Below are 25723 nucleotides of genomic sequence, written 5' to 3'. Positions count from 1 at the left end.
TTTTTTCACAAATTATCCAGATTTCAAGGAAATAACAGCGTGTCTTCCGTTATCAATCACTACAAAACCCTAAAGATTAGCCCAACCGCAACACAAGCCGAGATTAAACAAGCATACCGCCGTTTAGTCAAATTATTTCATCCAGACAGCAACAGCGACACAGCCGGTCACGAAGAGATTGTCCGCCTCAATGCAGCCTATGAAATATTAGGAGACGCCCAGCACAGACAATCTTACGATCGCCAACTTTCCGAGCAAACCGAACAGCAATCACCAGTCGCACCAAACGTCAGCCGCCAGCAACAACAAACAGCACGGGACGCTGACGAACTAATGGAACAGTGGCTGATTAAAGTATACAAACCAGTCAATAGAATGCTCAACAGCATCTTGAAGCCACTTAAAAAAGAAATAGACGAATTGTCAGCAGATCCGTTTGATGACGAACTGATAGAAAAGTTTCAACTTTATATCGAAACCAGCCGCGAGTATCTCAAAAAAGCTCATAACTTTTTTACATCCATGCCCAATCCATCTAATGTAGCCGGAGTTGCGGCCCATCTCTACTACAGCATCAATCAAGTCGGAGACGGAATAGAAGAATTGCAGCTATTTACCCTCAATTATGACGATCGCCACTTGCACACCGGTCAAGAACTGTTTAGAATTGCCGCTAGACTGCGGCGGGAAGCACAGGATGAATTAAAAATTAAAAGTTAAAAAAGCAGATTGTTCCGGGAGCCTCTCAATGAAAGCAGGCAAGCTAGAAATTGGAGTTAGGAGCCAGGAGCCAGGAGCCAGGAGGAAAGAGCAAGAAGGAAGAAGGAAGGAGCCAGAATAAGTGTTTTTACAAATATGAGATGCTCCCATTGTTCCCTCTTCCCTCTTCCCTCTTCCCTCTTCCTTATTCCTTCTTCCCTCTTCCTTCTTCCTCCTTCCCTCTTCCCTCTTCCCTCTTCCCTCTTCCTTCTTCCTTCTTCCTTCTTCCTTCTTCCTTCTTCCTTCTTCCTTCTTCCCTCTTCCTTCTTTCAAATTCCAAAAAGAACTTGAATTCGCTTGCGAATTTTAATAAAAGGAGTTTGTCCCAGAGAGTCGCCATCTAACAATCCTAAATCTCTCAAAGCTTGCTGGCGTTCCGACAATTTTTGAGCAATCTGATCTGCTAAATTCGGCTGTTCTATTAAAAGTTTTTGCAAGTCGTGGCGTTCCACCACAAACAAAATTGCATCTTCGCTAGTTTTAACCGTCGCGGTTCTCGGAGTTCCCAACAGCAAAGATATTTCCCCAAAAAACTCGCCCTCGTGAAGCGTAGCAATATACTGATCGGCTTTTTGAGAAAGAACTTCTACAGTACCCGAAAGAATAATATAAAAAGAATCGCCAGGGTCATTTTCTTTACATACAACCTGTCCCGCTGGAAACAGTTGTCGGTAGCCGTATTCAATTAACTGTCGCAGTTCTAAATCCGTACACTGTTCAAAATAAGTTACTCGCCGCAACAAATCTCGCAGCGTCCAATTATTAGGGGATTTAGACCCTGAATTTTTATGATCGGAAACCGTGGAATTAGATTTGATTTCTGTAGAATGTGTGGCATTCTGCGGAAAAAGTTTGCCGTTGGAATTATCGTCTTTGTTATTGTGAAAAAGTTGAGTTAACTCTTGCGGGTTTCGCAGCCATAAATCCCTCTGTGGAAAGGGAATTTCGATATTTCGGTGGCGAAATTCGTAATCTATTAAAAAATAAACTGCACTTTTAATAGCATCGCTTTCCTGTGGCTGGTCAATCCAAACTAAAAGTTCAAAATTTAAAGCGTGATCTCCAAAACCGCAAAACCATACTTTAGGAGAAGGATGGGATAAGACATTCGATTCCATCCGCGCCGCAATTAATAGCGCTTCCGTAACTATTACTGGGTCAGAGCCGTAAGCAACGCCGACGGGGATGTGGATGCGGCATCTGGGGTCTTTGTAACTCCAGTTAATAATGTTAGTTTCGACAAACTTAATGTTGGGTATGATTACAAAGAGACCGTCAATTGTTTTTATAATCGTAGAGCGGATCGAAATGGTTTCTACCGTTCCTAATAACTTGTCTATTTCAATAAAGTCTCCGACTCTAATTTGGTGCTCGAATAGCAGGGTGAGACCGCTGATAAAGTTGCTGGCGAGATTTTGCAAGCCGAAGCCGAAACCAATGCCGACAACGCCAGCTAAGACGGTGAGAGAAGTGAGGTTGATGCCGGCACTTTGCAGGACGAATATACAGCCAAGCGTTGCTAAAATATAGCTAATGATGGTGGAAATTGCTTCTCGACTGCCACGATCCAATCCCATCCGAACTAGCAGGCTGCGCTTGATTCCTTCACTGATAATCTTAGCTAGAATGAAGGCAAATATAGCTAAAACTATCAGTTGGACGATCGCACTGATGGACAGATGAGCGTCCCCGATATAAAAGAGGGGGGTTGTCATCGCACCCGACCAATCTTCAAAAAAGCGATCGGCTCGTGAAGTAATCCAATTCATTAATATTTGGTAAGGGGTAATGGGTGATTAGTTTTGAGCGCAACTGAACCGCCAACTGCTAACTATTGCAGAGCTTAGGCGAAAAACTCGAACTGTGGAGTGCCCTGTGTTGCAAAAAAGGTCGATTCCTTACCGCAACGGGCCCGCTTCGCGAACGGGATAAATCCGCACGCGCGTACTTTCTCAAAGGCTCGTAACTGATGGGTTAGCAATTGATGGCGAGAAACTGTTTTGTAGCGGTATTTTCTGCCGGATATCTGTGTTGTGGCGTAAAATGGGCCCCGCGGCTCGATCGAGCGACGACGTGTTGCCAATATCGGGAAAATTGGTAGAAATTCATTTACAGCACCCTCAAATAATCGAAAAATTCCAGCAAAAATTAGTTTATCCTTAAGAAGCGAGTCCTTTACAGAACTTAACAAGCTTACCCTACTTGACTTTTATGCAGTGCATCATCAATCGTCGGGCACAGTTTTCGGCGAGTCACCGGTACTGGCTGCCGGAGTTAAGCGAAGCCGAGAACTTTGAGCGGTTTGGCCCAACTGCCCGCGCACCGGGACACGGACACAATTACGTCCTTTACGTTTCCATGATAGGAGAACTCGACGAGTACGGCATGGTCCTCAACCTGTCTGATGTCAAGCACGTCATCAAGCGGGAAGTTACCAAGGATCTCGATTTTTCCTTTCTTAACGAAGCGTGGCCGGAATTTGAGCAGACTCTGCCAACTACCGAAAACATAGCACGGCAAATTTGGCTGCGGCTAGCCCCTCATTTACCTGTGAGCAAAATTCAATTGTTTGAACATCCCGAACTTTGGGCTGAATATTTAGGAAACGGAATGGAAGCTTATCTAACTTTGTCCACTCATTTTAGCGCGGCCCATCGGTTGGCTCGTCCCGATTTGAGCTTTGAAGAAAACTCGGAAATTTACGGCAAATGTGCTCGTCCGAACGGTCACGGTCACAATTATCATTTAGAGGTGACTGTTAAAGGGGAAATTGATGCGCGGACTGGCATGATTGCGGATTTGGGAGCTTTACAAAAAGCCGTTGACGATTATGTTGTTGAACCTTTCGATCACACTTTTTTAAATAAGGATATTGCTTATTTTGAGAACGTTGTGCCGACTGCGGAGAATATTGCTGTTCGGATCGGGCAATTGTTGCGATCGCCCGTTCGGGAATTGGGCGCAGAGTTGCACAAGATTAAGCTGATTGAAAGTCCGAATAATAGCTGTGAAATTTTCGGTGCTGATTTAGAGGAAGTGGCGACGGAACTTCAGCAGCCGGAAGCGGTTTTAGCTGGGGTTTAGAGCTGAATATCTGCTGGTAGATTCACCAGTCTTCTCTGTATATCCGAGAGTCCGGCAGTCCGAGAGTCCGACAGGGGTTTTCAACCCCTGTCTCATAGCTAAAGTCGTCTGAAAGAAAACTACAATTAATCATATTTTCCTTGAGAAGTTGGCTCATTTTTAGCTTCTTCCAGACCATTATACTTTTGTGAGAACTTCAGAGCGATCGCCTGGAGAATCCTCAAAGATTGCGCCTTGTTTAATCAGGTCTTGCTTCATCGATTCAGAAATGCCTAAGTTCGAGCTGAATCGGGCTTTCTCAACCTTAGTCTCACTCAGGTCGGCACGACTCAGGTCGGCACGACTCAGGTCGGCATAACTCAGGTCGGCACCGCTCAGGTCGGCACGACTCAGGTTGGCACGACTCAGGTCGGCACGACTCAGGTTGGTACGACTCAGGTTGGCACGACTCAGGTTGGCACGACTCAGGTTGACACCACTCAGGTTGGTACGACTCAGGTCGGCACCACTCAGGTTGGCACCAAACAGCTTGGCATCAAACAGGTCGGCACGACTCAGGTCGGCACCACTCAGGTCGGCATCACTCAGTTTGGCACCAAACAGGTCGGCACGACTCAGGTCGGCACCACTCAGGTCGGCACCACTCAGGTCGGCACCACTTAGTTTGGCACTGCTCAAGTCGGCACCACTCAGGTCAGCACCACTTAGTTTGGCAACACTCAGGTTGGCACCTCTCAGGTCGGCAAAACTCAGGTTGGCACCTCTCAGGTCGGCAAAACTCAGGTTGGCACCTCTCAGGTCGGCATCACTTAAGTCAACCCCACTCAAGTTTCGATGGCTAATTTTCTGAGTAACAATCTCTCGTACTAGACACCACTTATTATTGAGTTCGTTACTTTCGTCATCCTCTGAGCTTTCACTCAAAATTTGAACATCTTCAACAGGAAAACCGCTTACTTCCTTTAATTCTCCTGATTTGATGCGAGATACAAGCCGAGCGATATCCTCTTGAGAACCCTCTACAGTTAATCGGATGCTGCCCTCTTTAATATCAGTGATTTTTATAGTGTCTCCTGCAAATTCTCGTAAAATAAATTCAACCCTACTTGAATCTCCAAAGGAATTTATATCACCTGTCAATTTAATTTCAGCTTTAATTGTATTAGTTATTTTATCTATTACAGTCACTTGGCGGTAAAATGTTGGTGTTGGCCTTTTCTCGCCTCCTTCATTAATATCAGGGTTTATGCAATCTGTTTTTCCTGGTATTTGAGATGGTTTTTCTTCTGAGAATTCCGCTATTTTCGTCCAATCTAATTTCAGTTCTAGACATATCTTTTTAAAGGAATCAAGCTGAATGGGCTGGCAATTAAAAAACTTGGTAACTGTACTGCGTGCTAAACGCTGAGTTTCGGCAAAGTTACTTTTTGTATCAAATCCTAGCCGGATCAGAGCTTTTTCTGCTATCTTTACACCTTCTGAAGATGCGGTGATAGTTATCTTCTTCTTTTTTCTGATGCTTAGGTCAGTCATAATGTGGAGAGTGTTTTGACACGATCGCTGACAAAATCGAAACTAGACCATAGGACAATCATAGAGCAATCACAAGAGAGCGACAAGTAAATCATTGTGTAGTCAGGGTTTCAAGCATTTTGCTTCACACTAGAAGTATAAAGTTTAGGCTCAACGAAACCCATGAATAACCAGCCAATCACCCACTCTGACTCCACAATAGAAATGATTATTGCCAAAGAACGATGGCGCCAAGCCCACCATAGTTTTAACTTGGCCTTTGTAAGTACCGCAGCCTGTGTCCTCATCAGTTTTGCGGGAGTTGGGCTTGTACTTCTGGGCAAAGCCTCAGAGGGCACTATCACGGCAACAGGAGGTCTGGCATCGACTGCTTATTGTCTCAAGCTGTCCAAAGAGGCCAATGACAGACTTGATAAGGTTGCGGAGGATCTCAACGACGATCGATAGCAGGTTGATTGCAGATAATTAGAGCAATACGACTGACGCAACAATCATCAGGATCGATCGGGGCAACCACGGCGGGATTGCCCCTACAAAACGCGCTTATTCAGAGAAAAATACCATCGCTCGCACTTTTTTAAATAAGGAGATTTCCTATTTTGAGAACGTTGTGCCGACTGCGGAGAATATTGCTGTTCGGATCGGGCAATTGTTGCGATCGCCGGTTCGGGAATTGGGCGCAGAGTTGCACAAAATTAAGCTGATTGAAAGTCCGAATAATAGCTGTGAAATTTTCGGTGCTGATTTAGAGGAAGTGGCGGCCCAAAGTCAGCAGCCGGAAGCGGTTTTAGCTAAGGTTTAGAGCTAAAAATCGGGTCTGGTTCACCCGGATCTTTGGCTAATTGTGCAGATTGGTGAACCCGGCCCTACCAGCCTAATGATGATTTCGAGGGTTATTCAACCGGATTAGGCGCGAGAATATATTTTTGGACAAAAGTTCCACAGCCAGAATTATTGGCACTTTTCCTGAAAAGTCAGGCTGCGCGCGTATTTTGGAGATAGTAAGTCAGCATTCCTCATGTCAGCTATTCTAACTGCTGAGACTATGAGGTCGATCGCCCGATCGCTGACAACCAAGCACTAATTTCTCCTAAATGAGTTGACGTTTATGCGCGTCTCTAATCTAGCTCTCTTAAGTCTGGCTGCCCTCGCATCCCACAATTTAACTGCTAATACTAGCGCCAATCCTGCTGCACCTCCTATTTCTCCTCAGACACCGCAAGCTAGCAACTTTGTTGATGCCGTAAATAATACTGAATCGCGTCGGGCTGAGTCAATTAGTGAGCCTGAGACGATCGCCTACGAACAATTTTCCCCAAATATTACCGTATCCCGTCGGGCTGAGCCAATTAGCGAGCCTGAGACGATCGCCCACGAACAATTTTCCCCGCGAAGTGCTGTAAAATCGCCGACAGGTTTACTGGTAGCGGCCGCTCAACCCGATGTATCTCCTAGTGCAAAAAGCAAGGCGAATCCTCCTGCTGCATCCGGCGATGAACTAACAAAATCTTTACAAGAAACCTGGCTGGCTAAATTAATCGAAACCGGGGCTGAAAGCAATCCTCAAGTTCGCGAGGTTTTCGCTTTTATCTCCCCGTCTACTGGCAGTTCTGAATCTGGATATGGTTTTAATAGTACCATAACTCTGCTCAATATTTTACTAATTCTTGGTACGGTATTTCCACCGGTGACAATTGCATTTTTTTGGATGATGCGACGGCTGATAATCAAACAGTTGGTTGCTGATGCCAATAAACGATTGCAGGGCATTGGTGTATTGGAATCCGAGCTCAGAAATTCTAGCCAACTGACTCAAAAGTTGAAGGATGAATTAGAAGCACAAATGGGTGCAGCTAAACAATCCCTTGATTTTTTAACTAGAGAAACTGAACTTTCCAAATCTTCCGTCGAGCAAATTGAGACTCTCAAATCTCAATTTATCATGCACCTGCAAGTTTTGCGGAAAGAAGTTGACGAGAAAAAATCTCAAATTGTTCAAGAAATTTCCCAAGTTCCCGCAGTTGTTGCCAAAGAAGCTCTCAAAATCGCACCTCAACCGGCCTTAAACAATTCCCAAAAATCGCAAACTGCACCTGCTAACGACGAAAAAATGATTGCTGACGATTATATCAAGCAAGCCGAAGGGCTTTATTTTCAAGGCAATTATGATGAAGCATTAGTTTGTTTGGAAAAAGCTGTTTTAGCGAATAAATTTTTGAATGAGGCTTGGTATTGGCGCGGAAATGTGTTAGTAAAATTGCAGCGCCTGGAAGAAGCACTCGCCTGTTACGACCAAGCAATATTAATTAAACCGGATAACTACGAAGCATGGTATAATAAAGCGAGTTTGCTGGGCAAATTGCAGAAGTACGAAGAGGCGATCGCCTGTTACGAGCGAGCAAGTTTGAGCGAATCCCGAAAATACGGGTGTTGGCACAGTATAGCGGCTTTGTTGGGTCAATTGCAGCATTACGAAGAAGCGATCGCCAGTTACGATCGCGCCCTGGCTATCAAAGCAACCGACAGCGAACTTTGGCACAACCGAGGTGCGATGCTGGCCAAAGTACAACAGTACGTCGCAGCAGTCGAATCTTACGATCGCGCTATTGAGATCAATCCCAACAGATACGAAACTTGGTACAATCGAGGCAATATGCTGTGGAGACTGCTCCGCTACAGTGATGCTATTGATTCTTACGATCGGGCGATCGGCATCCGGCCCGATAAATACGAAGTTTGGTACAATAGAGCCGCGGTGCTCGGAAAATTGCAGCGATATCAAGAATCGATCGAATCCTACGACAAAGCAATAGCCCTTAAACCGCAGGATTTTGAAGTGTGGCACAACCGAGGCGTAGCTTTCGACAAACTATCGCAGCACGAAGCAGCAATTGCCTCTTACGAATCAGCAATTACTCTTAATTCGGAGTGTTACGAAGCTTGGTTTGCCAAAGGGGAATCTTTAGCAAAATTGCAGCGCAATGAAGAAGCGATCGCAGCTTATGAGAAAGCGATTGCTATTAAGCCCGACTCCTACGATGCTTGGCATCACTTGGGTACAGCTTTGTCAGAATTAAAGCGGTATGAGGAAGCAATGGCAGCTTACGATCGAGCTATTGCCATCAAACCAGACAATGCGGAAGCTTGGCGCGATCGAGGCGCACTTGTATCAGAATTAAAGCAGGATACAGAAGGATTTATTGCCGGGGAAAAAGATACTCAGAAACAGCCACAATCCGATGAATCTTCGGACAGTTAGTTATATCAAATCCGTTAGCATCGGAATAGTAAATTCGAGTTCACTGTTGACGGCGTTGACGGTTGATGGTTGACTGTTCACTGTCAACCGTCAACCGTCAACATCATTCCGGTGTTACCGGAAATGATATCACAGCGCACAATGATAGATGAAGATACCCGACATTATATCAAGCTGACAGCGACAAGACAGGAGACTCCTGCTGAAGCGGAATCTCAATAGTAAACTCTGTTCCCCCGCCTGGTGCAGAAATACACCCCAAGCTTCCCCGGTGTTTTTCCACTACAATTTGCCAGCTAATCGACAACCCAATCCCTGTGCCCTTACCGGGGGGTTTTGTCGTAAAAAACGGGTTAAATACGTGGCGACGAACCTCTTCCGAGATCCCAGGCCCATTGTCCACAATTCGGACAGCTACGCAATTGCTGCTTGTTACTTCTGTGCTAATCCGAATCACGCTAGGATTCGCTTTAATTTCTTCTAGCGATCTCTGCGTGTTCCACTCGTCAATAGCATCGATCGCATTGGCAAGTATATTCATAAATACCTGATTCATTTCTCCCCCATAACAGTCCACTTCGGGCAGGTTTGGGCAATAGTCCCGCACCACTTCAATCGAGGGGCGCTCTGAGTTAAATTTTAGCCGACTCTGTAAAATCATCAAGGTGCTGTCCATGCCTTCGTGAAGGTTGACCGATCTCATTTCATATCCTTCTTGCCGTGCGAAGAGGCGCAAAGATAAAACGATTTCGCGGATGCGATCGGCTCCTAAGTACATAGATTTGAACAATTTAGGCAAGTCGTCTTTGAGATAATTTAGCTCGCTTGCCACGATTTCTGCTTGTATATCTTGAGGCGGATGAGGATAGTGCTTTTCGTAGAGGTCAAGGATAGTGACCAAAGCTTTTGAATATTCCAGAGCATAGGAAAGATTTCCATAAATAAAATTAATTGGATTATTGATTTCATGAGCTACGCCAGCCACGAGCTGGCCTAGCCCGGACATTTTTTCGCTCTGAATGAGCTGGCTTTGCAGGTGCTTGAGTTCGTGCAGGGAATTTTCGAGCTGTAGGGCTTTGTGCCGCTCTCGCGCTTCCGATGCTTGCAAAGCTGCTTCTGCAAGTTTGCGTTCAGCAGCCTCCTGCTTGAGGCGTTCATTCGTTTGGGAAAGTTCAGCGGTGCGCTGTTCTACTCGCGTCTCTAGCTCTTGTGCCAAAACTTGTAGGTCGGCTTGCGCTCGCTCGCGCTCGACAATTTGCGCCTGAAGCTTTTTAGTTAGATTTCGCAGATTCAGGTGCGTGATAGCGCGAGCTAAAACTTCTTCGTGTTGAAGGGGCTTAGTTATATAATCAACTCCCCCCACATTAAAGCCTTGGACTTTGCTTTCTGTATCGTCCAGCGCGGTCATAAAAATGACTGGGATATCTTTAGTTAAGTCATTCGATTTCAGATTTTGACAGGTTTTAAATCCGTCCATCTCTGGCATCAGAACATCCAACAAAATTAAATCCGGCTGGCAATATTGCACTTTTTTGAGAGCGCTAGACCCACTGCGAGCTACCCAAACAGTGAAGCCAGATGCGGTCAAAAAATCCAATACTGAACCCAGATTAGTGGGCGTATCATCCACAATTAAAATGGTGCCTCGGTCTAAAGATTCCCTAGTCATTTTTAGTCCTCATCTAAACTGTTGAACAAATTCTACTAATTTGTCTTCTTCAAAGTTTTTGCTTAATTCAAGCAACTGATTGGCAAAAGGTGCATAACGGATATCTATTGCCTTCAGCTTGCTGGCTCGCTGCTCAATACTGAGGAGTTCACCTTTCATGGCTAAATCGAACAGGACTGCAACTTCTTCCGAAGGGGGAGCAATCAGTGGTTGGTCTTGGATTTGGGAAGGGGTATCGGTGAAGATACCTTCTGAACTGAAAGTTGTTCGGTCTTCATAAATCCATTCTAAACCTAAATGGTTTCCCAAGCATTCTAATAACTTTTCTGCCCGAATAGGTTTGAGGAGAAAAGCGTTGCAACCAGCCTGGAAAATGCTTTGGGGATCGCCAGATAAAATGCTAGCAGAAGTTCCGAGCGCGATTACATCCTTCAATGCAGAGATTTTTCTGATCCGCCTCACCGCTTCAAAGCCGTCCATGACTGGCATTACTAAGTCAATTATAATACAGTGCGGTTGAAATAACAGCGCTTTATTCACGCAGTCTTGACCGTCCGTTGCCTCCATTAATTCAAACCCAATGGGAGCTAAAAGATTAACTAGGACAGAGCGATTTTGCCAGCGATCGTCCACGACTAAAATTTTCCGCCGATCGCCTGAGTAACCCCTGATAATTTTTTCAGGTTCTTTTTGATACCCTCCCCAGCTTTCGGTAATAGGCAACTCTAACTCAAACCAGAAAATACTGCCTTTACCTAAAGAGCTTTGTACTTTCAGTTCGCCGCCCATCATCTCCACTAATTGGCGACTAATTGGCAGCCCTAATCCTGTTCCCTCTATCTGGCGATCTGAACCGCTGGCTTGCTCGAAGGGCAAAAATATTTTTGAGAGTTCGTCCGGCCCGATGCCAATGCCTGTATCTTCTACTTGGAAAATAAATTTCGCTGTTGGGGATTGGGGATTGGGGATTGGTGATGACAAAGATTGCTGAGTCTTCACTCTGTCTACTTTAAAACTAACGCCTCCTTTTTCGGTGAACTTTATGGCATTACCGAGTAAGTTGATGAGAATTTGCCGCAATCTTTTTTCATCGGCTTGGACGCAAGTGGGAAGTCGAGTTAGCGGTTCGTAAATCAAAGAGATTCCCTTCTGTTGGGCGCGAATCTGGCAGATTTCAGTAATGCCTTGGAGAAAGTCTGACAGGTGAAACTCGGTGAGGTAGAGTTCCATTTTTCCGGCTTCGATTTTGGAGAGGTCTAGAACGTCATTGATTAGAGTTAGGAGGTGTTCGCCACACTGATGAATGATGTTAATACCAGAAATTTGCTGACTGGTTAAATCTATGTCTCGTTTGAGGATTTGGGTATAACCTAAAATGCCGTTGAGCGGTGTGCGAAGTTCGTGGCTCATGTTGGCGAGAAATTGGCTCTTGGCGCGGTTTGCGGCTTCTGCCGCTTGCTCGGCTCGCTGTCTCTCTTGAATTTCTACTTCTAGGCGCGTATTTTTGGCTTTTAATTCCTCGGTTCGCTCTTCTACTTTGACTTCTAAAGTGTGATAGAGGTTGGCATTTTCTAAGGCGATCGCAGCTTGTCCCGATAGCATCCGCAACACTTCTACCCGCTTCGGCGTGAAAGCGCCAGCAATCACGTTGTTTTCTAGGTACAGGATGGCACTTAACTTACCTTGAGATAGGATAGGCGCACACAAAATTGATTTGGGTTTGTGTTGGGCAATGTAGGGGTCGGCGTTAAAGATTTCCTCGCGGCCCGAATCATTTAAAACGACATCTTTATGAGTTCTGGTGACGTAATTAAGTACCGAGATAGGCACTTGCCCAGAAGTTGATATTGGTAAAGATTCTAGCACTCGGACTTGATCTTTAGTCCCCGCCGCTTCTATAACAAGTTGACCCTCTTTTGAGAGAATAAGCGCTCCAGTTTCAGCGCCTGCGTTTTCTATCAAAATTGTCATTAACTTGGTGAGCAAGTTAGGTAGAACAATTTCGCTAGAAATGGCACTAGATGCTTTCATTACAGTTGCCAAGTCTAGCAACTCTGTTTGACCGCCTGTAATGGTCAAAGGAGGAATTGTCCTCGTAGGGTCGAAAGGGGTTTCGGTGAGTGCAGGCGATCGCGCTATTAATTGCGGGTATTTTTCTTCGAGATGTTTAACTTTAGCTAAAGCTCCCCAGCGCATATAGGCATAATAAGCATCGGTCATGTAAGTTCTGGCAATCTTTTCTTTACCCCAGGAAAAATAGAATTTAGCAGCGAGTTCGTGAGCTAGTGCTTCTTCGTTGATGTACTCGTTTTCTTTAGCAAGAGCGATCGCGCGATCGTACATCTCGATCGCCTCTAATTTTTCCCCTAAAACCCGATGCTTTTCGGCCTCTACTAAATAGAATTTGTGCAAATGATTCATTGGGGCATAATGTGCCCATTTTTGCAATTTTTCTTGATTACCTTGTACTCGGTTAAGAATGTCCTGTTGGTCGGACTGCGAAGTTTCAGAATACACAGCTAGCCGTACTAGAGAATCGTAGAAATAGAAGATAACAACAGTTAGCTGCCCTGTAGATGCTCCGAAAGAACTTTCTACTTGGGGGATATTTTTTAACGCTTCCTGGTAATTATCAAACACATAACAAAGCGCAAGTTTGTGCAAGGATAAGTAATGAATTGCCAGTTGGTTGTTAGTTTGCTGATATAGCGGCAGCATTTTCTCTTCGTCGTATACTTCCCCCTTTAACTGGCATAGATTTTCACTTCTTCCCATCATGTTTAAGACGGCTTGCCAACAGATATTGGTATTATTAAGCGCAGTTTCTTGGCTGATTTTATGAAGGGCATCTGTATAAGTTGCTATCTCTCGTTCGAGTTGCATTAGTTGCTTGCCAACAAAAAACGAGTAATGACTCCACACCATGACGGCATAGCCAGCATATTCTAAATCTCCAGTTTCTAGCCCGCCAGAGAAAGCTGACAGGAAAGGTTCTAAGGTATTTCGGACGTGTTCTTTCCAATGTTGAACGGCTGCATACACTAAGTGGCAAGTCTTGGCTTCGATTTCTTTGGCATTTAACTTTGACACTAGACGTAAAGCTAATTGGCCGAACTCATAGCCCCGCTCAATATCTCCTACCGCCCCACAAAGAAGAAGACTATATACCGCATATGCAAAGGGAGACACAGAAGCATTGCCATATTGAACGGATAAATCGATTTGTTTGCACACTGTTAAAGGCACCAGTACGGGCATCCCAGAATAGCAAGCAGAAAATATACTTGACAAAATCCTGATCGCTGCTAATTGATAAGGATCGGTCATTTCAGGGAGCTCGATTAAGTCCTCAATTCGGGTTCCGCTCAAAATTGCCGCAGTTTCCCCCAGCGCCTGTCCAATATCAGATGGGTTTGGCGAGTCGGGAAACTCTACCTCCAACTGCTTTAAGACTTGCAGCCCCGTATTCAATGCTTCGAGCAGCTTGTTCTGCGCCATATAAGCTTGAATCTGGACTTCGTACACTTTTACTATGTCCAATAGCGTTTTGGCGCAGTTTTGTACTATCTCAACGAATCTCTGCATTCGGTCAAAATCACCACTCAAATATGCTGATTCTGCTGCTTCCTCATGCAGCCTTAATGTCAGTTCATACCGATTCTCCCAGCTATCTACCGCTAGCAGAGATAAACCCACTTGCAAATATTTGACGGCGGAATCGTGGGCTGTAGCAGCTTTCGCTTTCTGACCTGCAATCAGATTCAATTCGGCTAGTTCATATTTTTGGGATTCAGTCGTAAGTAAGTCAGTACCATAATTGAGTTGGTTAACTAAAGCGAAAATATTTTCTTTTCGGTCTTCTGGCGTTGTACTTTGCAGTAGCAGTTGACCGATTTTTAAGTGGGTTTCTTTTTTCTGCTCATCTGGAATCAAAGAATAGGCAGCTTGCTGCACTCGGTCATGTAAAAACTTGTAGTCAACCTTCACATCAGTTAAGGTAAAACGACCCGATTCTTCCTGAGTAAATACGAGGGGAATTTTGTATTCATTGCTCAAAGGTAAAATCAACCCAGCTTGAAGTGCTTCCCACAATTGCGCCGCCGTGACTAAGGATGATTCCTGATTGACAATCGCCAAAACTTCTAAGTTAAAACTGTTGCCAATACAAGCAGCCAGTTTTAATACTTTTTGTGTATCTTCGGGCAATTTGCGTATGTTTCTAGCAATCAGTTCGACAACATTGTAATCGGTGATGCCGATCGCTTGAATTTGCTCGATATTCCATTGCCAGACGCCAGAATATAAATCATAAGTCAACAAATCTTCTTGATAGAGAGTTTTGAGGAGTTGACTTAAGAAGAAAGGATTGCCCTGCGTTTTATTAAAAAGTAGAGACGCGAAATTTCGCGTCTTTACAGACAGGGATTCCGAACCGCCCGATTCATTTAAGGTATCCGCAATTAATTCTTCGACATGAACCAGGTGTAATGGTTGAAGGACAATATTATTCACCGTCGCACCAGTTTGGCGAATCTTGTCAATCGTTTGAATAGTCTGATGAGTTGGAGAAACTTCGTTATCTCGATATGCCCCAATCAGCAATAAATACTTGCTATCAGTATCAGTTATTAGCAATTCAATTAATTTCAACGATGCCGAATCCGCCCACTGCAAGTCATCGAGGAAGATAACTAAGGGATGGTCAATAGTCGTAAATACGCCAATGAATTGTTTAAAGACGCGACTGAAACGGTTTTGAGCTTCAGTTGCCCCTAGCTCAGGTACGGGTGGCTGTTTGCCAATAATTAATTCGATTTGAGGGATAACATCAATGATGACTTGTCCGTTATCGCCTAAAGCGGATAACAGTTTTTCTTTCCAAGTTTGGATTTCTACTTCGCCTTCGGTTAGAAGTTGCTGAGTTAAGGATTGGAATGCTTGAATCAGAGAAGTATAAGGAATATTGCGCTTGAACTGGTCAAATTTACCTGCAATAAAATAACCTCGTTGCCGCACAATGGGTTTGTGAACTTCATTGACCAAAACTGTTTTGCCTATCCCGGAATAACCGGAAACCAGCATTAATTCGGTGGTGCCACTGGCAACGCGATCGAAAGTTTTTAGAATATTTTCAATTTCTGGGTCGCGACCGTAGAGCTTTTGCGGTATATTTAATTGCCCTGCTTTATCCGCACTTCCAACAACAAAGTTGGAAATATATCCGCTAGCCTGTAATTTTACCAAGCAAGTTTCTAAGTCAAATTTTAGTCCCTCAGTGCTTTGGTAGCGGTCTTCAGCATTTTTAGCTAATAACTTCATCGCAATCGCTGAAATTTGTGGTGGGATTTCAGGATTTAGCTGGTGAGGGGGAATGGGAGTTTTGGCAATATGGCTGTGTACCAATTCCAGCGGGTCTGTGGAATTAAAGGGCAACTCGCCTGTGAGCATTTCATAGAAGGTAACGCCTAGTGAATAAAAATCAGTGCGGTAGTCAATTGACCGATTCATCCGGCCAGTTTGTTCTGGCGACATATAGGCGAGTGTGCCTTCGAGCAAATCTGGATGGCTGAGGGTAGAATTTTCTCGCTCCAGGCGCGAAGCGATGCTGAAATCAATAATTTGAACTTTTTCAGTGGCTGGGTTGATGATAATATTTGGTGGCTTTACATCTTTATGAATAATATTATGTTTATGGATTTCGGCTAAGGCAGAGACAAGCTGGAGACCCAAAGAAAGAAATTGAATGATTGTGAGTTTTTTACGCTTCATCCAATCGTTGAGAGACTCGGAGCCTGAATCTTCTAATATTAGTGCTAAACCGTTTTTATAGCTTTCTAAACTAATGGCTTTGATAATCGGTTCTACGTTCAAGCTGTTCAGAATTTGATATTCGTGCCGCAAGCGGGTGATGTCAGAAAGAGTGGGATACTCAGCCTTTAGCGTTTTGACGATCGCGCTGGAAAAGTCCGAATCCTTGCGAGCGCGATCGACTGAAGTTCTTGTGCCGCTGTGGAGGGTTTCAACGAATTGATAGCCAGCTAAGTTGATAGTCATTGTTATTCTAGCGATCGCCAGGGAATTGAGCGTGAGGTTCAGGCCGGTTTTAAAACTTAATTATTGTTAGAGCTGATTGTAACATAGCAATTTACTCAACAAAAGTTAGCTTGATTTTTGCCAGGACTTTTATACAAAGCGTAGAGGAGCAAAGGGCAGCGAGTCAGAAGGGCTTTTTCTACAGCCAAAAGTTCACTATCTTAGAAAGGCTATGCTTGCTTTTAGCGAACTATGCTGATCTATCTAGGATGCCCTAAAAATCTTAAAACATATTAAAAGTTAATAAAGTGTAATTTATTTATTTATTGGTTTTTACTCTCCTTGGCTCCATCGGATTGCGCTCAAACGCATATCATTTAATTATATTTTTGTATCAATCAGTAAAGAAAGTTTAACAATATTAAATATCATAAAAAAATAAATTCACAAAGCTTCAAATGAGTTTCAGGAATTATACCAATTTTCTAAAAAACTGCTAAAGTTAGTAGATGTCTTTTGTGTGAGTTACTACCCAAATATAAAGAGCGAAAATGTCAGGAGTTGTCAAGATTCAAATGGGGGAAACAGAATCTGAACTGAAAGCTCTTATCGCTCAGAGTTAAAGATGCTCACCGACAAGAACAACAGCAATCTCTGCATTTGCCCAAAACCCAAACGGTACAAACTGTATCGTCTTCTGTGCGCGTCGGGAAACATCGTACCTAGCCTGCAATGAAAGATGATTGTCTAGCTATCGTCAAGGGGGAATGGAAGAATTATTATCCCAAAAACCCGGTTCGGGAAGACCAAGAATAATCAATCGTGAAACTGTAGAGAAATTAGAGAAGGAATTGCCAGAACCAGCAGGATTCAGTAGCTACAAGGAAGTAGATCATCTGTTTGGGGCGGTTTTTTTATGGTAAATTTAGGTAAGCTGCAAACAAGGAGAATAGTTATATGTCTGTTCAGCTTCAAAAACGGTTATTTACAGTAAAAGAATATCATTTGATGACTGAGGCTGGTATTCTCTCCGAGGGCGATCGGGTAGAACTTATAGAAGGAGAGATTGTTAAAATGGCTGCAATTGGTACTCGTCACGCAAGTTCCGTTAAGCGTCTGATCGCTGTGTTCTCGGATTTGGAGAGAAGACGTGCGATTATAGGTGCCCAAGACCCTATCCAGTTGACGGAGCGCACTGAACCTCAACCGGATGTTGTATTGCTGCAACCTCGCGCTGATTACTACGCCACAGCCCATCCAGTACCGTCTGAAGTTTTGCTGCTAGTGGAGGTTTCAGATAGTACGGTTGATTATGACAGAGATGTGAAAGTATCCATTTACGCGCGATCGCTCATTCAGGAAGTTTGGCTAGTAGATTTAGTTGAAAATTGTTTGGAAGTCTACCGTCAGCCAGGCCCGAACGGTTATAGTTTAATGCTCAAGTTTTGGCGCGGTCAACAAGTTGCGCCACTGGCTTTTCCCGATTTAGAAGTGAGCGTTGATTTTATATTGGGTTAGTATCAATAAGTAATGGCAGCTTACGATCGAGCGATCGCCATTAAGCCTGAGAATGCGGAAGCTTGGCGTGATCGCGGCGCAATTATATCGGAATTAAAACAGGATACAGACAAAATTGACTCCGGGGAATCTGATATTACAAATGCCTCAGATAACAAGGTGGGGCAACCTAAGTCAGCAGATTCGATGTAAGAATTGATTATTACATAGCACTTTTCAGTAAAATCAGGTGCGCCTGGGAATTGGAATGCGATCGGGGCGTAGCTCACCACGCTTGAGAACCAGTATATATAGCGGTTCGATCGCGTGGTGAGGTATGCCCAATGCCCTGCGCGGGCCAATGCCCTGCGCGGGCCAATGCCCAATGCCTTATGCCAGATAGTACCTCATGTTACTGAGAAAGGCTATAAGTGTGTCGAACGATTACAACAGAGTATTAGGATTTTAAGGGGGTAGTTAAATGATGCCAAGTACCGCGCCGCCTGAGTCAGGTGGTGATTCATCGAAGAAAGTCGCGATTATCGTAGTTCACGGTGTCTCAGATCAGCAACCTTATGATTCTGCCCGTAGCATCGCTAATCTTTTACTCCATACCAATAAAGAGCAGCCTCCACTCGATACCAATGAGAAGCAGTCTCTAATTCATGCCAATGAGGAAGAGGCTCGATATGAAGAGCCTCGATATTCTGCTTGGAATGAACAACTTATCGGAATTCCCGTTCGACCAATCCCTGTACGTAAACGAACTAAGCTTGGGGAATCTGATATTAGTCCGATGACTTGGCTTTTACGTTGGCTTTGGGGTTGGCTAGATGAACGAGGAGAGCCTGTGCAATCTGATATTAGTCCGAGGACTATGCTTTTACGTTGGCTTTGGGGTTGGCTAGATGAACGAGGAGAACGTATTCGCGATTACCTTGATTCAAAACCTTCGAGTACCGCAAATCTAAGTTTTGAGGAAAAATCGCACGCTTTCACTTGTGATTTCTTGGATTCCTACAGTCCCAAAAAAGACCTGAAAGCCAGCTTTTATGAAACTATTTGTATTAAAGCCTGTCGAGACGATCGGCATGAGGTACATCTCTATGAAATGTACTGGGCCGATTTGTCTCGTGTAGGAAGAGGTTTCTTCCAAGTCTTCAGCGAGTTTTATCAGATTCTCTTTCATTTGAGCGCTTTGGGACGGCATACGCTCGACATGGCAGCACTAGAACATCCGGATAAATTCAGGTGGAGGTGTTATGCGAGCTTACATGGTTGGGCAGGAAGAATACTCTCCATTCCGATTCCTTTATTGAATCTCTTTCTAGTGGTAGCTGCCTTGCTCAATCTAGTGGGTAATATTCCAGGTTCTTACTCATCCTCTGTGGCATCCGTCATCCTTAGTCTTTTGGGAATTTTCCTCCTGGGGTTTGTATTTTGGAAGAACGTTATGAAGCTACCCTTACCTTGGCTATTTTTGCCTGGGATAGTGGCATTGGCAATTATAAGGTCTAGCTGGTGCCAGGAATTTAGCTATAAACTTTTGGCGCTTGAATGGCTCGTCGTGTTATCTCTCTTAACTGCACTAGTCATTAAGAAATATTCTGATTACCGTCCTGGTGCGGATAGGGTTGCGATCTTCTTAGCATTACTCTTGGTAGTTTTAGCCTTGTGGAATTCAGTTTTTAAAGTCGAAAATTCACCTGTGGGAATTCTAAAAGTCAGCTTTAAGCTGATTGAATTGATTTATTTCCTTTTGGTCGTGTCGTGGATCTTATTTTTTTGCCTCTACTTCGTTGTAGTAATTTGGGGATGGTTTGCCCAATGTGGGCTTACTAATGCTCAAGCAAAAGAACGCGCCAAACGTGCAAGCTGGACAGCCAGTGTTTCACTGTGGATTCCTAGCGTTTCGTTTAGTTCTGTCACCCTAACGCTCTGGGCTGTTTTGGCCCAAGTTGGTGCATCACTACTGCCAAAAAACCACCTGTATTGTCCAGCATCATTACTGCCAAAAGATTATGGTCCGTATTGTCTAGCATCATCAGACTATCCGTATCGTCCAACTGACTGGTTCAGAAATTGGTTGTCACTTAAAGACCCCTACTATACCCCATCTGATTTTATTAATGAACTCATTGTCGATCCGGTTCTTGGCATTGCTATATTTTCGATTGTAATTGTACTTCCGCTAATGGCATGGTCGTTTTTGCCCTCGGTCTGGGCAGAAGTTCAACCGCCTGAGTCTACACATAAAACAGACAAACCTAAGGCAGAAGTTCAACAGCCTGACTTAACATCTCAACCAGACAAGCCTAATTCTGATGAAAAGTTGTCGCTTAAGTTTGGAATATGGCTAAACAACGGGTATAGAACAGTGCATTGTTTTCTATCGGCGATATCTGCAGTTTTTATTATTGTGGTCATCGCCTACTGGACCATAATCGTTTTTTTTCCCAACTTATGGATTGTTGAATTTATTAAGAAATATGTATTATTTAAAGAACCCGTAACACAGTTTTTTGCCGTACTTATAACCGCTTCTGCTACTAGCATTTTCGTGATTGGTAGCAGGCTAGAACAGCTTTCTTTGGGGATACGAAACGTTATAGATGTCATTTTGGATGTAGACAACTACCTACGGCTGCACCCGGAAAAGGATAATCCACGTGCTCGCATCTTTTCTCGCTATTACTCGTTATTGCGTTATCTGTGCAAAGAGACAGATTCGCAAAATCAACCTAAATACGATGCACTTATCCTTGTGGCACATAGCCAAGGAGCAGTGATTACAGCAGATTTACTTCGGTTTATTAAAAATGAAGAACGCAAAAGTTTAAAGCGGCTATTCTCTTCTTCACACCAAGAGGAAATTCCTGTCTACTTTTTCTCGATGGGCAATCCCCTTCGTCAACTGTACAGTGTTGGTTTTCCTCATCTTTACGAGTGGGTGATAAATTATAACGAACCCGATGAAAATGGACCTAACAATTACGATCAGAATGGGCTTGGCGATAAGCCAAAACCAGAAGATTTGGGGTTAGAGCAGTGGGTCAATACATATAACAGTGGTGACTATGTGGGACGTTATCTCTGGCGAAAGAGCAAGAGCGAGGTTAACGAAAAGAAACGGACTAGGGAAGAGAAACTATTTAAACCCAGCTCTTCTGTTGAAGATAAAGATAATATTTCAGAGAAGGGTAAATACCGGGAGTTTTGTTTAGGAGCAGGTGCACATACCCACTACTGGAATGCTACGACCAATCGAGTAGCAGATGAAATTAACCGGTTAATTGACAAAGCGACAAGAAGTTAATCGGTTTAGCTGTGTAAACCGATTATTGAAAGTTGATAGGAATCTGAGTAGCAGTGAAATGCAAGATTCAACATCCGACTCTTGCATAAGTTCTATTTGGAGGAGACAATGGTTTTACAATAAAGAACCTGTTCTACGATTCCATCAACGATCGCACCCACTGAAAATCTCTATCGCTCAGGGGTGTACAGGCGGCACTGAATAATCGATCGCCAAATCTAAAGCTGCTTCCTGATAAACTTCACCCAAAACCTCAGATAAATTCACAACAGGTTCTTCATCTCCTGACAGATCTTTAACTTTATCGTCTTGAAAAAGCTTCAAAAGAAAAACAACGCACCGATCGCGTAGCAGCCAAATTGCGCGAAATGGGGATTAATCCTGATGAGGTGTGATTGTTTTTAGATTGTTAAATGGGGTACAATCGCACTTTTTAAACAGCAGAAATATCAGAAGCCCCAAAAGACCGATCGCTCCCCTCATCTATCTCTCAATATTAAGATTTCCTTAGTTGCTGCCGTGGCGCACAGAAATCGGTGATACAATCAACAGCTTAGCTAGGGGTGCCCGAATATCCGGGCTGAGAAAACACCCTTAGAACCTGAGTCTGGGTAATACCAGCGGAGGGAAGCTGTTTATCAAGGAAATTAAATATGCGTACCGAATGGATCGCTAAGCGTCAGGGCCAGAGCAATGTATCTCAAATGCACTACGCCCGCCAAGGTGTAATTACTGAGGAAATGCACTTTGTTGCGAAGCGAGAAAATCTCCCGCCAGAACTTATCCGCGCGGAAGTAGCGCGGGGACGGATGATTATTCCCGCTAATATCAATCACCCGAATTTGGAACCGATGGCGATCGGCATTGCGTCTAAATGCAAAGTCAATGCTAATATCGGTGCATCTCCCAACTCTTCCAATATGGAAGAAGAAGTTGACAAGCTTAAATTAGCAGTGAAATACGGCGCTGATACCGTGATGGACTTGTCCACTGGCGGCGGCAATTTGGATGAAATTCGCACTACGATTATCAAAGCTTCACCGGTGCCGATCGGTACTGTACCAATTTACCAAGCTTTAGAAAGCGTTCATGGTAATATGGAAAGTCTAACGCCGAATGACTTTCTTCACATCATTGACAAACACGCTCAACAAGGTGTTGATTACCAAACAATTCACGCCGGAATTTTGATCGAGCATTTGCCGTTGGTAAAAAATCGGTTGACTGGGATTGTCTCTCGTGGCGGCGGCATTTTGGCGCGGTGGATGCTGCATCACCACAAACAAAATCCTCTCTACACTCACTTTAACGACATCATTGAAATCTTCAAAAAATACGATGTTTCGTTTAGTTTGGGAGATTCTTTGCGCCCCGGTTGCACTCACGATGCGTCGGATGATGCTCAATTAGCTGAACTCAAAACTTTGGGACAATTAACTCGCAAAGCTTGGGAACATGATGTGCAGGTAATGGTGGAAGGCCCGGGCCACGTGCCGATGGATCAAATTGAGTTTAATGTCAAGAAACAAATGGAGGAATGTTCGGAAGCACCCTTCTATGTTTTGGGGCCGTTGGTGACAGATATTGCGCCTGGGTACGACCACATTACCTCAGCAATTGGGGCCGCGATGGCTGGTTGGTACGGTACTGCAATGCTGTGTTACGTGACACCGAAGGAACACTTAGGATTGCCGAATGCTGAGGATGTCCGAAACGGGCTGATTGCTTACAAAATCGCGGCTCACGCTGCAGATATTGCGCGGGGCCGTCCGGGTGCGCGCGATCGCGATGATGAACTCTCGAAAGCGCGTTACAATTTCGATTGGAACCGTCAATTTGAGCTGTCATTAGATCCAGAACGGGCAAAGGAATATCACGACGAAACTTTGCCGGCGGATATCTACAAAACTGCTGAATTCTGTTCGATGTGCGGGCCTAAGTTCTGTCCGATGCAGACTAAGGTTGATGCCGATGCTTTGACGGAATTAGAGAAGTTTTTGGCTAAGGAACCTGTAGCCCAAAGCTAATATTAGTAGGGTGGGCATTGCTCACCTTACTTAATCCTAAAGCTGTTTCGTTTCTTGTGGGCGGGCCTCCTGCTCGCCCAAAACTATGGTGCTGATGGCGTACCTTACTTAAGGTTATAAGTAGGTGTGCAGAATTAATTACACAATATTTCTACTGAAACCCTTGCCTAGCAAGGAGTCTTTATGTAATTAATTTTGTGTGGTTACTTATTAAAAGCAGTTTCCGACAACGAGAATTGCGATGTTCCCTTGCAGGTAATTTTTTGTTACCAAGGAATCCAAAATTTTATCGAGATTGGGATGAGCAAAAAAAGTAGCTATTTGCTCTTTAGCTAATAGCTTGCCATCTTAGTCATGCCCAAATTCTTTATTTCGCCTTGTCGATATAAAACTCTTCATCAACTCAATTTCGTCTAAACTGCACTAGCCTCGCAAACCCAGTTTGCAAGAATGAAGAGAATTGCTACCGCGATAGTCAATTAGCGGCCTACCCTGTACTGGTAAACTAACTGAGCGTCGGGATTGATTTCGCTGCTTAAGAGGCATTCCGTTTCCCGATTCAAGGAACTAGCGGCGGCTTCAAACGCTAATCTCATGCCGCCTCTTCCTGAGAATAAGTCAATAAAACGGATTTTTTTCATGGCTATTAAGCCGGTGGTGAAAACTCATATTTTGTGCTATTTTTTAATGGAGGCAGAGCCTCTAGATATTCATTACCAGGCAGAGCCTGGTAACGAGAAATATGGAGGCAGAGCCTCTAGATATTCATTACCAGGTAGAGCCTGGTAACGAGAAATTTTCAATTCGTAGGGTGCGTTAATGCAGTGTAACGCACCGCCCGCCTAATGTACCATTTGAGCTAAGTAAAAGATTTACCTGGATATGTTAGCTCGCGCTGTATCTTTGCACGTTGAAAGAATGCGCCGATCGTTTGCGCTAATTGTGCGAATAGAATGCAGATTTGTTAGCTGAGTATTGACTTCAACTGTTTGAATTTGTCCGCCTGACATGGTTTTCCCGTACAGTGTATTTCCCTCAATTTTACCAGTGAAGCACGCAAAGTCCGATCGCGGCGCGTAGATTGCACCAACGACGCGATCGTTCTGACGTTGAAACACGATATAGTTTTGAAGAACTTGGTTGGGCTGTGGCGAATCTCCGTACAGGTAAATACCATCTGGCAAAGCAGCAACATTAGTCTTAGATGGATTTTGTTGTGCTTGAAGCGGTTGTTGCTGAATCCCAACACCAATCAGTGTCAGAGGACAAATAAAGGCTGTTGCCAGTAGTTTCCATTTGCTTTTAATAGATGCAGGTAAAATCATTACTGCTTCTCCTTGCGCGTCATCTAACATATTAAAACAGTCTTCTCTAGTTAATATCTCGCTCAGGTTATAATTTCCCTCTGCTAAAATCAGCCGATTGGTAGAGATTCTGAACCTGAAAGCTTGCGCTTGCTTAGCACCGAAAACTTTATTTTCCCTTGTCCTGCAAGTGCCTGAGCTGATTTTGATAAAATTAGAGCAGACATAGTTTCTAATGCCACCCCATAAAATACCGATCTAAGGTTGATGGGCGATGCTTTGGCGGAATTAGAGAAGTTTTTGGCTAAGGAACCTGTAGCGCAAAGCTAGTTGCTAGGGTGAGGCGAAACACTCCGCCCACCCTTCCCAATTCACCAGGCGCTAACTTTTTGTTTGGTAGAACACAAAACATTCTGAATAACTTCTAGAGCAACAGCTTTAACTACATTAATACTTACACTATTACCCAGTTGATGATAAGCTTTATCATCATTGGGATGCAAAATAAAACTATCGGAAAAACCTTGTATCCGTGCTGCTTCGCGGGGAGTAATCCTGCGGACTCGGTTATGAGAGTAAACCCCTAATCTATTAGCATCACTGGCAACAATTGTTACAGAAATCTTATGCGGATCGAGAAATTTATAGACTTCAAAGGAAAAGTTACCTGATACAGGTTTGTATTGATTGTTGTTCCGTTGCAGGTACTTTTTTCTTACCAATGAATCCAGAATTTCATCGAGATTGGGATGAGCAAAAAAAGTAGCTATTTGCTCTTTAGTTAATAGCTTGCCATCTTGGTCAGCGCCAAATTCTTTATTGCGCCTTTTCAATATAAAAAGATTCATTAATTCAATTTCGTCTAAACTGCACTCGCCTCGCAAACCCAGTTCCCAAGAATGAATCGAATTGCCGCCGCGATAGTCAATTAGCCGCCTACCGTGCAAGCGACTGAAATCATTGTTAACTATTTGTTTCAACGCATTAACAAATTCTGGCGAACAATCATATTTTGGATCTGGATTGTCTTCCAAAATATCTGCAACTGTAACAGGTTGACTTAACGGGGAAAATAAGGATAGCTGTTGATGACTAGAGGAATGCGAATCTTTTGGGCCTAAGTCAGAAATTAAGCCAAATTGGGGCGAAGCATTTAAAATTCCTACTAGGGCGTCGGTTCATTATTAGGAGTTGACAAAAAAAGGAATTTATGAAATTAGCCAGTGCATGAGTTCGACTCTA

20 protein-coding genes and 1 riboswitch are annotated in these 25723 nt (G+C 43.9%); of the genes, 10 read left to right on the top strand and 10 right to left on the bottom strand.

The genetic code is table 11. The features are described 5' to 3' along the window. The first annotated feature begins 39 nt into the window (after positions 1-39). Positions 40-720, top strand: coding sequence for a J domain-containing protein (locus QUB04_RS17635; RefSeq protein WP_333286264.1), 681 nt, complete (start codon positions 40-42; stop codon positions 718-720). A 184-nt stretch (positions 721-904) separates the two neighbouring features. Here QUB04_RS17635 and QUB04_RS17630 read toward each other — a convergent pair whose 3' ends face one another. Continuing rightward, positions 905-1039 carry a hypothetical protein gene (locus QUB04_RS17630; protein ID WP_333286262.1) on the bottom strand — a complete coding sequence of 45 codons (135 nt, stop codon included), beginning with the start codon at positions 1037-1039 and terminating at the stop codon, positions 905-907. Then, positions 1029-2528, bottom strand: coding sequence for a cyclic nucleotide-binding domain-containing protein (locus QUB04_RS17625; protein WP_333139051.1), 1500 nt, complete (start codon positions 2526-2528; stop codon positions 1029-1031). Before QUB04_RS17625 ends, QUB04_RS17630 begins: the two co-directional genes overlap by 11 nt. Before the next feature lie 442 nt (positions 2529-2970). Here QUB04_RS17625 and QUB04_RS17620 point away from each other — a divergent pair, with 442 nt between their 5' ends. Then, positions 2971-3843 (top strand): 6-carboxytetrahydropterin synthase, encoded by an 873-nt coding sequence (locus QUB04_RS17620; protein WP_333286260.1) that lies wholly within the window; start codon positions 2971-2973, stop codon positions 3841-3843. Positions 3844-4020: 177 nt separating this feature from the next. Here the strand turns inward: QUB04_RS17620 and QUB04_RS17615 are convergent, their stop codons facing one another. After that, the gene (locus QUB04_RS17615) at positions 4021-5376 is read right to left on the bottom strand and encodes a pentapeptide repeat-containing protein (RefSeq protein WP_333286259.1); all 1356 of its coding nucleotides are present in this window, start codon (positions 5374-5376) and stop codon (positions 4021-4023) included. A gap of 162 nt (positions 5377-5538) precedes the next feature. Between QUB04_RS17615 and QUB04_RS17610 the strand changes: the two genes are divergently transcribed. After that, positions 5539-5823: a TRADD-N-associated membrane domain-containing protein gene (locus tag QUB04_RS17610; protein WP_333286258.1), complete on the top strand. Its 285-nt coding sequence runs from the start codon at positions 5539-5541 to the stop codon at positions 5821-5823. Positions 5824-5866: 43 nt separating this feature from the next. Further along, a complete protein-coding gene (locus QUB04_RS17605; RefSeq protein ID WP_445301068.1) occupies positions 5867-6178 on the top strand; it encodes a 6-pyruvoyl trahydropterin synthase family protein in 312 nt (103 codons plus the stop codon). Positions 6179-6327: 149 nt separating this feature from the next. Here QUB04_RS17605 and QUB04_RS17600 read toward each other — a convergent pair whose 3' ends face one another. Next, positions 6328-6453: a hypothetical protein gene (locus QUB04_RS17600; protein WP_333286256.1), complete on the bottom strand. Its 126-nt coding sequence runs from the start codon at positions 6451-6453 to the stop codon at positions 6328-6330. Between the two features lie 31 nt (positions 6454-6484). On the opposite strand from QUB04_RS17600, the gene QUB04_RS17595 reads away from it, so the two are divergent. Next, positions 6485-8635, top strand: coding sequence for a tetratricopeptide repeat protein (locus QUB04_RS17595; protein WP_333286254.1), 2151 nt, complete (start codon positions 6485-6487; stop codon positions 8633-8635). Positions 8636-8804: 169 nt separating this feature from the next. On the opposite strand, the gene QUB04_RS17590 is transcribed toward QUB04_RS17595, so the two are convergent. Both QUB04_RS17590 and QUB04_RS17585 read right to left on the bottom strand, forming a co-directional pair. Further along, entirely contained in the window at positions 8805-10304 is a 1500-nt protein-coding gene (locus tag QUB04_RS17590) for a response regulator (protein WP_333286252.1), read from the bottom strand. 9 nt (positions 10305-10313) lie between these two features. Continuing rightward, positions 10314-16358, bottom strand: coding sequence for an AAA family ATPase (locus tag QUB04_RS17585; protein ID WP_333286250.1), 6045 nt, complete (start codon positions 16356-16358; stop codon positions 10314-10316). A 746-nt stretch (positions 16359-17104) separates the two neighbouring features. On the opposite strand from QUB04_RS17585, the gene QUB04_RS17580 reads away from it, so the two are divergent. The 4 genes from QUB04_RS17580 (at position 17105) to QUB04_RS17565 (ending at position 21150) form a co-directional block, all read left to right on the top strand. Further along, a complete protein-coding gene (locus QUB04_RS17580; RefSeq protein ID WP_333286248.1) occupies positions 17105-17260 on the top strand; it encodes a hypothetical protein in 156 nt (51 codons plus the stop codon). Between the two features lie 34 nt (positions 17261-17294). Next, entirely contained in the window at positions 17295-17855 is a 561-nt protein-coding gene (locus QUB04_RS17575; protein WP_333286246.1) for a Uma2 family endonuclease, read from the top strand. 12 nt (positions 17856-17867) lie between these two features. Continuing rightward, positions 17868-18047 carry a tetratricopeptide repeat protein gene (locus QUB04_RS17570; RefSeq protein WP_333286243.1) on the top strand — a complete coding sequence of 60 codons (180 nt, stop codon included), beginning with the start codon at positions 17868-17870 and terminating at the stop codon, positions 18045-18047. 268 nt (positions 18048-18315) lie between these two features. After that, positions 18316-21150, top strand: coding sequence for a hypothetical protein (locus QUB04_RS17565; RefSeq protein ID WP_333286241.1), 2835 nt, complete (start codon positions 18316-18318; stop codon positions 21148-21150). A 177-nt stretch (positions 21151-21327) separates the two neighbouring features. Here the strand turns inward: QUB04_RS17565 and QUB04_RS17560 are convergent, their stop codons facing one another. Beyond that, positions 21328-21474, bottom strand: a complete 147-nt coding sequence (locus QUB04_RS17560) for a DUF4058 family protein (protein ID WP_333286239.1) — start codon at positions 21472-21474, stop codon at positions 21328-21330. Positions 21475-21699: 225 nt separating this feature from the next. Then, a riboswitch (TPP riboswitch) is annotated at positions 21700-21796 on the top strand. A gap of 7 nt (positions 21797-21803) precedes the next feature. On the opposite strand from QUB04_RS17560, the gene thiC reads away from it, so the two are divergent. Further along, entirely contained in the window at positions 21804-23177 is a 1374-nt protein-coding gene (thiC, locus tag QUB04_RS17555) for a phosphomethylpyrimidine synthase ThiC (RefSeq protein ID WP_333102218.1), read from the top strand. A 479-nt stretch (positions 23178-23656) separates the two neighbouring features. Here the strand turns inward: thiC and QUB04_RS17550 are convergent, their stop codons facing one another. The 3 genes from QUB04_RS17550 to QUB04_RS17540 form a co-directional block, all read right to left on the bottom strand. After that, positions 23657-23818, bottom strand: coding sequence for a DNA cytosine methyltransferase (locus tag QUB04_RS17550; protein WP_333139071.1), 162 nt, complete (start codon positions 23816-23818; stop codon positions 23657-23659). A 231-nt stretch (positions 23819-24049) separates the two neighbouring features. After that, positions 24050-24532 (bottom strand): hypothetical protein, encoded by a 483-nt coding sequence (locus QUB04_RS17545; protein WP_333286237.1) that lies wholly within the window; start codon positions 24530-24532, stop codon positions 24050-24052. A 320-nt stretch (positions 24533-24852) separates the two neighbouring features. Then, a complete protein-coding gene (locus QUB04_RS17540; protein WP_333286346.1) occupies positions 24853-25611 on the bottom strand; it encodes a DNA cytosine methyltransferase in 759 nt (252 codons plus the stop codon). Positions 25612-25723 lie beyond the last annotated feature (112 nt).

The sequence above is a fragment of the Microcoleus sp. D2_18a_B4 genome, from assembly GCF_036702475.1.
In the GTDB taxonomy this organism is placed as follows: Bacteria; Cyanobacteriota; Cyanobacteriia; order Cyanobacteriales; family Microcoleaceae; genus Microcoleus.
The sequence above is the reverse complement of the archived record's forward strand: the minus strand, read 5'-3'. Positions and strand labels throughout refer to the sequence as shown.